Source organism: Cellulomonas shaoxiangyii (assembly GCF_004798685.1).
Classification (GTDB): domain Bacteria; phylum Actinomycetota; class Actinomycetes; order Actinomycetales; family Cellulomonadaceae; genus Cellulomonas; species Cellulomonas shaoxiangyii.
In genome coordinates this window covers 1,072,431-1,085,854 of sequence record NZ_CP039291.1, presented here as the reverse complement: position 1 = coordinate 1,085,854, position 13,424 = coordinate 1,072,431, and the positions used below count along the sequence as shown (strand labels likewise).

Below are 13,424 nucleotides of genomic sequence, written 5' to 3'. Positions count from 1 at the left end.
CCGGCCCTCGCCCGAGGGCGGGGCCGGGACCGGCCGGCCGTGCCGGTTCCGATGGGTGCGGGTGGTGCGGACCCGTCAGAGGCCGAGGTCGTCCGCGGTGTAGAACTCCGACTCCACGAGCGCGGACTCCACCGTGTCGGGCGTGACGACCTCCGGCGGCAGGAGGTACGTCGGGACGACCTTCACGCCGTTGTCGTAGGTCTCCTCGTCGTTGACCTCGACCTCCTCGCCCGCGACGATCTGCTGCACCATCGTCGCGACCTGGTCGCCCAGCGTGCGGGTGTCCTTCCAGACCGTCATGGACTGCTTGCCGGCCATCATGTTCTGCACGTTCGCGAGGTCCGCGTCCTGCCCGGTCAGGACCGGGTACTCGTCGCCGGGCGCGTAGCCGTTGCCCGCGAGCGCCTGCGCGATGCCGAGCGCGAGCGAGTCGTTCGGCGACAGGATGACGTCGACCTGCTGGCCCCCGCCGTAGAACGAGTTGAGGCGGTTCTCCATCTCGGACTGCGCGGCGTCGGAGCCCCAGCCCTGGATGCCGATGCTCTGCCAGTCGTCGTTGGACGCCGGCGCCTTGTTCGAGGGCACGACGAGCTGGCCGCCGTCGACGTAGGGCTTGAGGACGTCCCACGCGCCGGAGAAGAAGAACTTGGCGTTGTTGTCGTCCGGGGACCCGGCGAACGGCTCGAGGTTGAACGGGCCGGCGCCGCCCTCGAGGTCGAGCTGCTCGGCGATGAACTCGCCCTGCATCTTGCCGACCTCGTAGTTGTCGAACGTCGCGTAGTAGTCGACGTGCTCGCTGTCGTTGATGAGGCGGTCGTACGCGATGACGGTGATGTCCTGCTCCGCGGCCTGGTCGAGGACCGGGCCGAGGGTGGTGCCGTCGATCGGGGCGATGACGAGGACGTCGGCGCCCTGGTTGATCATGTTCTCGATCTGCGTGAGCTGCTGGTCGACCTTGTTGTCGGCGTACTGCAGCGTCGTCTCGTACTCGGCGCCCTGGAGGAGCTCCTCCAGGTGCGTGCCGTCGCGGTTCCACCGCTCGAGGCTCTTGGTGGGCATGGCGATCCCGACCAGCGTGTCCTCGGCGGCCGCCGTCTCGCCGCCGCCCGCGTCGCCGCCGCCGGAGTCCCGCTCCTGGCTGCACGCGGCGAGCGACCCGACGAGCAGACCCGCGGTGACCAGACCGGTCGCAGTCTTCTTCCAACCCAGTGACATCGTTGTCCGCTCCTTCTCGTGCCGCAGTCGGCCCGGGCACCCGTTGCCCGGTCCGGTCGTCGTGGCGGCTGCGGTGCCGCCGACGCGACGCGGCGTCGGTTGGATTCAAGACCTGAAGCCTATGTCGGTGCAACACCCGTTACCACATCGTGTCCTCCCCGCCGCGGCGCGCACCGGGTCCTGCGAGCACGCACACACCGGGACAGACAGGTGCGCCGGGTTCACGCCGCGAAGGCATGAACCCGGCGCACCGTCGGGAGAGGTCAGCCGAACAGGCCGCGCCACCAGTCCAGGACATGGTCGACCAGGCTGCCCGGGAACGACCCGCCGAGACCCGGCGGCAGCTGCGGCGCCGCCTCGACGAGCACCGCGACCGTGCGCGGCGGCACCGTCACCGTCCCGCTCCCCCGCTGCCAGGTGGTCGTCCGGACCACCGCGTCGGACCCGTGCTGCTGCACGGGCGACAGCGCGTACCGCCGGCCCGCGAGCGCGCCGAACGTCTGCGTCGTCGGCTCGTCGGAGGCGTTCACGACCACGAGCACCCCGTCCAGCCGGCGGTCCACGTCCGTGCGCCAGCGGCGGGCGTCGCGGTCGTAGCCCGTGCGGTCGTCGACGTGCATGACGACCACGCCCGGGTCGGCGTCCGGCCCCGAGCCCGGGAACGTGACCTTCTGCTCGATCAGGTCCGCCGAGCCCAGGCGGAACAAGCGGGTCGAGGAGCGCAGCTCCAGCAGGTCCGCGGCCGCGTCGCTCGCCGTCGCGATGTCCTGCGGGGTCGGCACGAGCGCCGGGTCGGCCAGCAGCGGCTGCTGGTACGGCCACTTCGCCTCGTTGTCCGCGGCCGGCGGCAGGCCGCGGGCGAAGCCGTTGGTCTGCCCGGACCAGTCGAGGACGTTGAACCAGTCGCCCGAGTCGTAGCTGTTGCGGTCCAGCGACTTGCTCCGCAGCAGGTCCGCCCCCGCGTGCCAGAACGACGGCGTCTGCGCGAGCGCGGTCGTCGCGAGCGACACCGTGTTCATCCGCACCCGGTCCGCCATCGGGGTGTCCCGCGGCAGCTTCAGGTACAGGTTGTCGAACAGCGTCTCGTTGTCGTGCGCGTCGACGTAGGTGACGACCTCCTCCGGGGAGTCGGCGTAGCCGGCCGGCTGGCCGTTGTAGTCGAGCTGGTCGCCGCGCCGCACCGTGCCGTCGCTCGCGAGCAGCTCGTAGTCGCGCAGGTTGCCCGCCATGCCGAGCCGGACCAGGTCGGCCTGGTGGCGCACGCGGGCCAGCTCCTCGTCCTGCGTGCCGTTGACCGGGGCGCCGTTCGGGTCGGTGTACGCGCCCGAGCCGAAGCCCTGCAGGCGGGGGTCCTCGTCGAACGGGCCCCCGCCGCGCACGGCGTCGCGCAGCCGGTCGGAGAACGTGCCGATCCCCGTGCCGCCCAGCTGACCCTGCGTGGCCTGCTCGAACAGCCGGTTGTCGGCGACCTCCCCGAAGTTCCAGCCCTCGCCGTACAGGTAGACGTCCCGGCCGTCGACGCCGTCGCGGCGCGGGGTCAGCTCGTCGAGCGCCGCCCGGACCCGCTCCATGGTCTGGCGCGAGTGGTGGCCCATGAGGTCGAACCGGAAGCCGTCGACCTTGTGGTCCCGGGCCCACGTGACGACCGAGTCGACCATCATCTTCTCCGCCATCGCGTGCTCGGTGGCGACGTTCTGGCAGCACGTGGACGTCTCGACCTGGCCGGTCGCGTTCAGCCGGTGGTAGTACCCCGGGACGACGCGGTCGAGGACGCTCTTCGCGTCCTGCCCGCTCGCCGCCGTGTGGTTGAACACCTGGTCGAGCACGACCTGCAGGCCGTCGGCGTGCAGCGCCCCGACCATGGAGCGGAACTCCGCGACGCGCGCCCCGCCCGTGGCGTCGACCGCGTACGAGCCCTCCGGCACGGTCCAGTGCCACGGGTCGTAGCCCCAGTTGAACGCGTCCTGCCCCGCGACCGCGGTGACGCACGCCTGCTGCTCGGGCGAGTCCGGCGGCAGCGCCGCCAGGTCGCACTGCGGGGTGGCCTGCGCGGACCGGTCCTCCTCGATCGACGCGATGTCGAACGTCGGCAGCAGGTGCACGGTCGTCAGCCCCGCGTCGGCGAGCCGGCGCAGGTGGTCGCGCCCGTCGCTGCTGCGCACCGCGAACGCGCCGTACGTGCCGCGCAGCCGCTCGGGCACGGTGGCGTCGGAGATCGAGAAGTCGCGCACGTGCAGCTCGTAGATGGTCTGGTCGACCGGCCGGACGACGGGTTGCTCCGCCTTCTCCCACTCCTTCGGCCGGTAGCGCGGGTCGTCGAGGTCGACGAGGACGCCGTGCGTGCTGTTGAGCGTGAGCGCGACCGCGTACGGGTCGGTGACCCGGTTGACCTCGACGGCGCCCGTGGTGGGCGCGTACACCGTGACCTCCCACAGGTAGGCCGCACCGGCCCACGCCTTCGGGCCGGACGCCGTCCAGGCGCCGTCGCCCTGCCGCTCGGCCGCGACGCGCGTCGGCTCGGCGCTCGTGTCGATCGCGCCCCGGCGGTCCGCCGGCCACACGAGCAGGTCGACGTCCTGGGCGGTGGGTGCCCACAGCGCCAGCGCCGGGGCGCCCTTTCGCCACGTCGTGCCGTACGCGCGGTCGGCCGCCGCGTCGGCGTAGAGGTCGTCGAGGACACCGGGCACCTGCACCCCGGTGACCGCCTGCGCGGTGCCGTCTGCCGCCGCCTGGCGCACGAGCAGCTCGCCCGTGAGCAGCCGCTCGACCGTCGCGCGGTCCGCGTCCTCGAGCCGCAGGGCCAGGTGGCCCTCGAGGGCCGGGAAGCGTGCGAGCACGTCCGCGCCCAGCCCGTCGGGGTCGACCGCGAGCGCGTGCGCCTCGCCGCCGGTCACCTCGCCGTCGACCACCTCGAGCGAGCCGTCGGCGGAGCCGTGCAGCGTGAACGCGAGGTCGGCGGGGTCCGTGCCCGCCGCGACGAACGACGCGGGCCACGCGAGCAGGTCCTGCTCCACCCAGTGGGCGGCGGACTGGCCGGTCCCCGGCAGCGCCGGGTCCTGCGTGCCGATCTCGAGCACGTGCGTCGCCAGGTCGTACGTGAACGTCACGGGCTCGCCGCCGGGCGCGGAGAAGGCGATGTTCGCGCCGCCGGGGGCGCCGCCCGCTCCGTAGTTCTCGGCCCACGACAGCCCGTGCGCGACCTTCACCTCGTAGGTGCCGGCCGGCAGGTCCTGCGCCGTGAACGTCGCCGTGCCGTCGCCGTCGCCGTCGATGAGCACGGCGGCCAGGCACGCGGGGTCCCAGTCGGCGGCGCAGCCGAGCTCGCTCTGCGCGCTGCCCGGCAGCGTGAGCAGCGGGCCCTGCGCCGACGACGTCACCTGGTGCGTGGCGTGGTCGTAGACGAACGTGACCTGCTGCGGCGCGTCGCCCGCCACGGTGTACGTGATGTTGCCGCCGTCGGGGGTGCCGTAGCTCTCGTCCCACGTGCCGCCGATCGCGACCTTGTACTCGTAGGAGCCCGGCGGCAGCGTGAACGTGCCGGCGTAGACCGTGCCGGCCACCTGCTCGAGGCGCGCCGCCTCGCAGTCCGGCTGCCAGTCGCCCGCGCAGCCCATCGCGGCGTTGTGGCTGCCGGGGACCGTGACGACGAGGTCGGTCGGCCCCGTCGGCGGCACGACGCCGTCGACGGCCACGCCGACGCTCGCGTACGTGGACGCGGCGCTGCGGTCGCCCGCGGCGTCCTCGCGCACGGCGCGGTACTCGACGAGGGTGCCGGGCGCCAGGTCGTCGACGTCGTGGAACACGCGCGGCGTGGTGGTCTCGGCGGTGCCGAGGGGCGTCCAGTCGTCGGAGCCGACGACGCGGTAGGCGAAGGACGTCGTCGCCAGCACGTCGTCCGCGACGTCCGCGGAGACCGGGGCGGAGCCGGCGACCGCGGCGCCGGCGCCGGGCGCGGTCACGGTGATCGCGCCGTCACCGGCGGCGACCGGGCCGTCGGCGCGCAGGACCACCGCGCCGAGTGCCGGGACGGTGAGCTGCACCGTGCCGTCGCCGCCCGCCGTCACCGGCGGTGCGTCGGCCGTGGCGGTGCCGGTCGTGGCGAGCAGCGGCGTGAACGTCGCGCCCGGCGTCAGCGTGTCGACCGTGACCGTCGCCGGGGCGGTGGCGTTGTTGGTCGCCACGAGGTGCTCGACGTCGTCGTCACCCACGCGGGAGAACGCGTACACCGCACCCTCGGCGTACCGCTCCAGCTGCGCGCCCTCGGTGAGCGCGGGCGTCTCGGCGCGCAGCCGCGCGAGGCGTGCGATGTGCCCGTAGAGCGCGGTGTCCGTGCCGAACCGGTCGACCGACCCGGCGGTCGTCCCGTCGAGCAGCGCCTGGTCCGCGTACTCGCCGACCTGCGTGGCGAACAGCGACTGGCGGGCGTCCTTGTCCTTGCCGCCGAGCGTGCCCGCGCCGACGAAGCCCTGCTCGTCGCCGTAGTAGACGACCGGCTGCCCGCGGGTCAGGTACATGAGGCTGTGCGCCAGGCCCGAGCGGTCCTGCGCGCTGCCCGCGTCCTTGACGGCGTACCCGATGCGGCCCATGTCGTGGTTGCCGAGGAACGTCGGCAGCGCCTGCGCGTTGCTCGTGGGCGTCGTGTAGCGGTCGTCGCTCGCGTACAGCGCCTGCAGCCCGGCGGCGGACAGGCCCTTGGCGTAGTTGGCGGCGGCGGCCTGGAACGAGAAGTCGAGGACGGCGTTCATGTCCGTGTCGCGCACGTACGGCGCCGTCTTGGCGGAGTCCGCGTCGTAGACCTCGCCGAACATGAAGAACTCGGGGTTGCCGACCGACGCCGCGTGCTCCGCGATCCCGGCGGTGAAGGTCTCCCAGAACTCCCCGTCCACGTGCTTGACCGTGTCGATGCGGAACCCGTCGATGCCGAGGTCGACCCACGCCTCGTAGACGTCGACGAAGCCCTCGACGACGTCGGGGTGCTCGGTCATGAGGTCGTCGAGGCCGTCGAAGTCGCCGTACGTGACGGACTCACCCGTCCACGTCGAGTTCCCCCGGTTGTGGTAGAGCGTCGGGTCGTTGAGCCAGCCGGGGACCTTGAGGTCCGCGTCGGCCGGGTCGACCACCGGCGTGTACGGGAACGACGTCGCCGGGTCGAGCGCCGGGAAGTCGCCGGTGCCCGCGAATTCCGCGGGGTCGAACGCCTCGCCCGCCGCGTCGCGGTACGGCTCCGCGGACTGCTCGACGTAGGAGTACTCCTGCTCCGCGTAGTCGATGACGTCGGCGGTGTGGTTGGTGATGATGTCGAAGTAGACGTCGATGCCGCGCGCGTGCGCGTCGTCGATCAGCGCCTTCAGCTCCGCGTTCGTGCCCAGGTGCGGGTCGATCTGCGTGAAGTCGGTGACCCAGTAGCCGTGGTAGCCGGCCGACGCGTTCGCGCCCTCGCCCTGCACCGGGCGGTTGAGGAACGACGGGGTCAGCCAGATCGCGGTCGTGCCCAGACCCTCGACGTAGTCGAGCCGCTCGCGCAGGCCGGCCAGGTCGCCGCCGTGGAAGAAGCCCTTGTCGGTCGGGTCGAGCCCGGTCGTGAGCCGGTCGCCCGTCAGGCCGCCGGTGTCGTTCGACGGGTCCGCGTTCGCGAACCGGTCGGTCATGACGAAGTAGAACTGCTCGCCCGCGCCCGCGTCGCGTGCGGGCTCGGCCACCAGGTCGGCGTCCGCGTCGGTGTAGCCGGCGCGCAGGCCGGCCACGGTCACGGCCGTGCGGTGGCTCGCGTCGTCGTAGGTGAACGTCAGCTCGGCCGGGCCGGCGACGACGAGCGGGGTGTTCGCCGCGCCGCCGTCCGCGCCGTAGGCGGCGTCCCAGGCGTCGTCGAGCGCGACCTTCCACTCCCAGCTGCCCGCCGGGACCGTGAAGGTGGCGGCGTACCGGCCCGGCACGTCCGTGGCCGCGAGCTCGGTCGCGGCGCAGGCCGGGTCCCAGTCCGCGGCGCAGCCGAGCTCGCTCTGCAGGCTGCCGACGAGCGCGGCGCCGCCGGGGGCCGCCGTCGCGGCGGTCGGCGCGAGCGCCGCGACGGCGCCGACCGTGCCGACCGCGAGTGCCGTCACGGCAGCCGACAGCCGGCGGCCGGGGCGGGGAGGAGGCCAGGACGCCGGTCGGGACCGGCGGGAGGGCAGGGACGAGCCAGGACGCGCGGGGACGCCGACCATCGGGGACTCCTTCGTCACGGCACGACGTCGTGCCGGAAGGTGGGCAGTCCCGCGACGGTAACCGCTTGCATCAACTTTCAGCAAGCACACCCGGCAACTCGGCCGATCCGGACGACGCGAGCGGCCGGACGGGCCCGCCCGGGGCCTTGCGGGCCGGCCCGGGTCCGGCCGAGCATGGGGGGCAGCGGACCCCGCGGGGCCCGGCCGACGTCACGGTGAACGACGGAGTTCGACGACGGGGGCGGCAGATGCACGTGCGCGACGTACGACGAGGAAGGATCGCGGCCGGCGGGGCGCTCGCGCTCACGCTCGGCCTCGGGGCGGCGGGGCTGACCGACACCGGGCGGCCCGGCGGGAGCGAGCCGGAGCACGGGCGCGGCGGCGCCGGGCCGGCCGCGCGCAACGTCGTCCTGCTGGTCGGGGACGGGCTCAGCATCGCGGCGCGCGACGCGATCCGGCTCGCGACCGTGGGGCAGGACGGCGAGCTGGCGATGGACGGCCTGCGGTACGCGGGCTGGACCCGGACCGACTCGGCGGACCCCGACGAGGCCGTCACGGACTCCGCTGCCGGCGCCACCGCGTTCGCCACCGGCGTGCGCACGTACAACGGCGCGGTGTCCGTCGACGTCGACGGCAGGCCCGTGCCGACGCTCCTCGAGCTCGCGCAGCGGCAGCGCAAGGCGACGGGGCTCGTCACGACCGCGCAGGTCACCGACGCCACGCCGGCAGCCTTCGGGGCGCACGTGCCGGACCGCGCCGACCAGAGCGAGATCGCCCGCCAGTACCTGGACGACACCCGACCGGACGTCGTCCTCGGCGGCGGCGAGGACTGGTGGTACCCGGCGGGCGACGAGGGCGCGTACCCGGACGACCCGGACGACCCCCGGCCGGAGGTCAGCCAGGGCAGGCACGGGAACCTCGTCGAGCGCGCGGAGGCCATCGGGTACGACTACGTCACGACGGCCGACGAGCTCGCCGCCACGCGGTCGGACCGGATCCTCGGGCTGTTCGCGAACGAGGAGATGTTCGAGCAGGCGCCCGAGGGGCAGGGCGACGAGTACGCGCCCGTCGTCCCGCTCGCGACCATGACGCGCAAGGCGCTCGACGTGCTCTCCGACGACCGCCACGGCTTCTTCCTCCTCGTCGAGGAGGAGGCGATCGACGAGTTCGCGCACAACAACAACGCCCCGCGCACGCTCCAGGCGGGGCAGGCGTTCGACGAGACCGTCGCCGTCGTGCGCGACTTCGCGGCCCGCCACCGCGGCACGCTGGTCGTCGTCGTGGGCGACCACGAGACCGGGGGCCTCGCGGTCGAGAACGTCGACCCGGAGGACGAGTCCGGCGACCCCGCGAGCACCGACCCCGCGGTGGCGCGCAGCCTCGAGGACGGGCCGTTCCCGGTCGCCGGCAGCGACCTGCAGTTCACGGTGGACTGGACCACCGGCGGGCACACGGGCGCGTCGACACCGCTCACCGCCGAGGGACCGGGTGCGGACCGGCTGGCCCGGTCGCAGGACAACACCGACGTGTTCGGGGTCCTGCGCGACGCGATGCGGGGGCGCCGCTGAGGCCGCGCCCGTTCCCGCCTCAGCCCGCGCGCACCGCCTCGAGCCGCGCCAGCACGTCGGGCGTCACCGCGGTGTCCTCGACCTCGAGCACCTTGTCCCGGCTGGTCGCGCCCGCCACGAGCGCGACGTGCCGCGCCCGGACGCCGAGCGCGTCCGCGACGGCCCGCAGCGTCGCCGCGGTCGCCGCACCGTCGACGGCGCGCGCAGTCACCGCGACGACGAGCCGGTCGCCGTACGTGCCGCCGACGCGCGTGCGCGACGCACCGGGCCGCACCCGCACCGCCACCCGCACGTCCGCCTCCCTCCCGCCCGTCAGACCTCCACGAGCACCCGCACGTCCCACGCCCCGAGCTCGACCGGCTCGCCCGCGCCGACGGCAGCCCCCGACAACGCGTCGGTCACCGCGACGGGGGCCGCGAGAGCCGTCGGCTCCCACGACCAGTTGTGCACGAACCGCACGCGCCGGCCCGCGGCCGACTTCCCCGACAGGACGGTCACCGGCTGGCGCACGGCGCGCCGCCAGTCGTCGTCCGCCGGGGCCAGCCACGTCAGCAGCGCGCGGGCGAGCACGGCGTCCGGCACGGTACCCACCGTGGTGACCCGGCCGCGACCGTGCCCGGCGGTGGTCACCGCGGGCCAGCGGGCCAGGTGGGGGTGCTCGTACTCGACGAGCACGCGCGCCCGCCCACCGGCCTGCAGCCCGTCGACCCAGCCGGTCGCGCACGCGCCGGGCGGGAGCACCAGGCCGTCCGCCGGACGGTCCCCCCGGCCGTCCCGGCCGGTGTCCCCCGTCGCCCGCACGGGCACCGGTGCCGACAGGTTCGTGAGCTCCTGGTAGCCGACGCCCGCGGCGTCGGCCAGGCGCGCGGGCTTGCGCTCGAGCCGGGCCCGGGCCTCGTGGTCGGCGTACGCGGTGCGGGGCCCGAGCACGAGGTGCCCGCCCGCCGCGGCGTACGCCCCGAGCCAGTCCAGCAGCGCGTCGGTCGCCACGTAGAGCGCCGGCACGAGCAGCACGGGCAGCTCACGCGCGACCTGCGCGGGGTCCAGGCCCCCGGCCGCGTCCGACGCACCGCGCACCCGGCCGTCGCCGCCGGGCGGCACCTCGCCGGTCACCTGCACGTCGTGCAGGATCCGCACCCCCACGCCCGCGTCGAAGGCACCGCGCGCGAACGCCTCGACCACGTGCTCGTACGTGCGCGGGTCGGGCTCCGCACCGTCGGCGAGCGACGGCTGGAAGGTCAGCGCCCACTTCGACGCGTTGGACCACAGCAGGCCGACGCCGGCGTCGGGCACGAGCCCCGCGACCGCGTCGCCGGCCGCGCGCAGCTCGGCGCCGAGCGCCGCGAGCTGGTCGTAGACGCGGCCCGGCTGCTGGTCGTGCGGGAGGACCCCGACCCAGTACGTCTCCGCCCCGTGGTGCAGCGTGTGCCAGTGCCAGTACTCGATCATCCGGGCACCGCGCGCCACCATGGCCCACGCGACCTGCCGCCACTGCCCGTCGTAGGCGGGGAAGTTCGCCGCCGGGCCGCCGATCGCCCCGGCGTTGGTCTCCGTGACGAGGAACGGCGCCTGCTTGGAGGAGTACATGCGGTCCGCGCTGTGCACGACGCTCCACGTGCCGGACGTCGTCCACCCCTGCGGCGACCCGGGCGTCCACGGCAGCGCGAGCGCGTCCTGCATCGCGTAGTACGGGTTGCCCGCGGTGACGTCGAGCGACGCCGTGAGGTCGGGGTCGTCGACGGCGGGACGGGAGTACGCCAGGCACGTGGTGACGAACTGGTCGTCCCGCGCGTACTCGCGCACGACCTGCGCCTGCCACGCGATGAACTCGCTCACGAGCCGGGCCTGGAACCGGCGCCACGCGAGGTCGTACTGCGGGGCGCTGTTGCCGTCGGGCGTCCACAGGTCGCCCCACGTCGACAGGCGGTGCGACCAGTAGGTGAGCCCCCACTCGCGGTTCAGCGTGGCGACGTCGCCGTACGTGTGGCGCAGGTGGTCGACGAACGACTGGAACACCCCCCGGTTGTGCAGCAGGTGCAGGCCGGGCTCGTTGTCGACCTGGAACCCGACGACCCCGGGGTGGTCGGCGTACCGCCCGACGACGGCCCGGATCACGCGCTCGGCGTGGAAGCGGAACGCCGGGTGCGTGAGGTCGACCTCCTGCCGCGCGCCCCACGGGATGCGGCGCCCCGTGGCGCTCTCCCCCGCGATCTCCGGGTGCTTGCGCGCGAGCCACGGCGGCACGGCGTACGTCGGCGTGCCGAGGACCGTCGCGATCCCGCGCGCGTGGGCGCCGTCCACGACCGGCTGCAGCCAGTCGAGGTCGAGGACCCCGTCCTCGGGCTCCCACGTCGACCACACGGACTCCCCGACGCGGATGACGGAGAAGCCCGCCTCGGCCATCAGGTCGAGGTCCTGCTCGAGCCGGGGGGACGGCTGGTACTCGTGGTAGTACGCCGCCCCGAAGAGCACGGGCCGGGGAAGGGTGGGCACGTCGCGGGTCCTCTCGTCGGTGCTGCGGGTCGTCCGTGCGTCACTGCTTCACCCCGCCGGTCGCGAGGCCCGACTGCCAGTACCGCTGGAGGAACAGGAACGCGACCACGAGCGGGATGATCGACACGAGCGACCCGGTGATCACGGTCGAGAAGAGCGCCTGCGAACCCGACCCCGCCGCCGACGTGGCCTGCCACTGCGCGAGGCCCACCGTGAGGGGGTACAGGTCGGCGCTGTTGAGCATGATCAGCGGCAGGAAGTAGTTGTTCCAGGTCGCGACGAGCTGGAACAGCAGGACCGTGACGACGCCGGGTGCGAGCAGGCGCAGCACGACGCGCACGAGGATGCGCGTCTCCCCGGCGCCGTCGACGCGGGCCGCCTCGAGCAGCGAGTCCGGCACCGCCCCCTCGGCGTAGACCCGCATGAGGTACACCCCGAACGGGCTGACCAGCGACGGGACGATCACCGCCCACGCGGTGTTCGTCATGCCGGCCTCGGCGAACAGCAGGTAGGTCGGGATCGCCAGGGCGGTCGTCGGGATCATCACGGCGCCGAGGACGACCGAGAACAGCACGTTCCCGCCGGGGAAGCGCAGCTTGGCGAACGCGTACCCCGCGAGCGTCGCGAGCACCGCGGCGCCCGCGGCGCTCACGACGGCGTAGACGACGCTGTTGCGCAGCCACAGGACGAACACACCGTCCTGTGCGGTGAACACGTCGCGCAGGTTCGCCACGAGCTGGAGGTCGTCGGCGAACCACAGCCCGAACGTGGAGAACAGGTCCGCGTTCGACTTGGTCGACGCGACGACGACCCACACGAGCGGCAGCAGGAAGTACGCGACGCACACGAGCATCCCGACGGTCAGCACCGTGCTGGGTCCGCCGGACGCGCCGCGGCGCCGGCGGCCGGGACGGGGTGCGTCGACGGGCGGGTCCGTGACGTCGGTGCCCGCCGCGGGGCGCGCGGCCAGGGGCTGGGTGGTCATGAGCGGCGCTCCCGTCGCTGCGAGCCCAGCTGCACCACGTACGACACGATCATGATGACGAGGCCGAGCAGGAACGCGATCGCCGCGGAGTAGTTGATCTCCTGGTTCACGAACGCGAGGTTGTACGCGTAGAGGTTCGGCGTGTAGGCCGCCCCGATGACGTTCGGTGCGAGGTTGCGCAGCAGGTTCGGCTCGTTGAACAGCTGCAGCGACCCGATCACCGAGAAGATCAGGGTGAGCAGCAGCGCCGGGCGGATCGTCGGCAGCTTGACCGACCACGCGATGCGGGCCTCGTTCGCGCCGTCGATGCGCGCGGCCTCGTAGAGCTCGGTCGGCACCGACCGCAGCGCCGCGTACAGGATGATCATGTTGTAGCCGACGAAGCCCCAGGTGACGATGTTGGCGATCGACGCGAGCGCCCACCGGTCGGACAGGAACTGCGGCGCCGACGCCCCCACCGCCTCCGCGAGCTGGGCGAACGGGCCGAAGTCGGGCCCGTAGAGGTACCCCCACATGAGCGCGGCGATGACGCTGGGCACCGCGTAGGGCACGAAGATCGACAGCCGGACGAAGCGCTGCAGGCGCAGCCGCCCGCTGTCGAGCACCAGCGCGAAGAGCACGGCCAGGCCGAGCATCACGGGCACCTGGATCGCGAAGAACCGCAGCACCCGCAGCACGCCGCCGAGGAACTCGGGATCGGCGAGCGCGTCGGCGTAGTTGCCGAGCCCCACCCAGACGGTCCGGCCGACCAGCTGCTCGCGGAACAGGGAGAGGTAGCCGGAGTACACCAGGGGCGCGACGACCATCGCGAGGAAGACGACGAAGAAGGGTGCGACGAACAGGTACGCCGCGATCATCTCGGGCCGGCGCAGCGTGCGCCGCCGCGGCCGGACCGGGTCCGGCCGGTGGACGCCCGGGGGCGCCGCTGTGGTGCTCGTGGACATCGTCGTCCGCCTCCTG

7 protein-coding genes are annotated in these 13,424 nt (G+C 73.8%); 1 reads left to right on the top strand and 6 read right to left on the bottom strand.

The features are described 5' to 3' along the window. Positions 1-75: 75 nt before the first annotated feature. Positions 76-1,215 (bottom strand): multiple monosaccharide ABC transporter substrate-binding protein, encoded by a 1,140-nt coding sequence (gene chvE / locus E5225_RS04975; protein WP_136225326.1) that lies wholly within the window; start codon positions 1,213-1,215, stop codon positions 76-78. A gap of 263 nt (positions 1,216-1,478) precedes the next feature. Next, positions 1,479-7,418 (bottom strand): pullulanase-type alpha-1,6-glucosidase, encoded by a 5,940-nt coding sequence (gene pulA, locus E5225_RS04970; RefSeq protein ID WP_135972879.1) that lies wholly within the window; start codon positions 7,416-7,418, stop codon positions 1,479-1,481. Positions 7,419-7,666: 248 nt separating this feature from the next. Here pulA and E5225_RS04965 point away from each other — a divergent pair, with 248 nt between their 5' ends. Further along, complete coding sequence (locus E5225_RS04965) at positions 7,667-8,986, top strand: alkaline phosphatase (protein ID WP_135972880.1); 1,320 nt, start codon at positions 7,667-7,669, stop codon at positions 8,984-8,986. 19 nt (positions 8,987-9,005) lie between these two features. On the opposite strand, the gene E5225_RS04960 is transcribed toward E5225_RS04965, so the two are convergent. The 4 genes from E5225_RS04960 to E5225_RS04945 are packed head-to-tail and all read right to left on the bottom strand — an operon-like array spanning position 9,006 to position 13,408. After that, positions 9,006-9,278, bottom strand: coding sequence for a DUF167 domain-containing protein (locus E5225_RS04960; RefSeq protein WP_135972881.1), 273 nt, complete (start codon positions 9,276-9,278; stop codon positions 9,006-9,008). A gap of 20 nt (positions 9,279-9,298) precedes the next feature. Next, positions 9,299-11,479, bottom strand: coding sequence for a beta-galactosidase (locus E5225_RS04955; RefSeq protein WP_135972882.1), 2,181 nt, complete (start codon positions 11,477-11,479; stop codon positions 9,299-9,301). Positions 11,480-11,519: 40 nt separating this feature from the next. After that, the gene (locus E5225_RS04950) at positions 11,520-12,464 is read right to left on the bottom strand and encodes a carbohydrate ABC transporter permease (protein WP_135972883.1); all 945 of its coding nucleotides are present in this window, start codon (positions 12,462-12,464) and stop codon (positions 11,520-11,522) included. Beyond that, positions 12,461-13,408 (bottom strand): carbohydrate ABC transporter permease, encoded by a 948-nt coding sequence (locus tag E5225_RS04945; RefSeq protein ID WP_135972884.1) that lies wholly within the window; start codon positions 13,406-13,408, stop codon positions 12,461-12,463. The genes E5225_RS04950 and E5225_RS04945 overlap by 4 nt, the downstream gene beginning before the upstream one ends. Between the last annotated feature and the right edge of the window lie 16 nt (positions 13,409-13,424).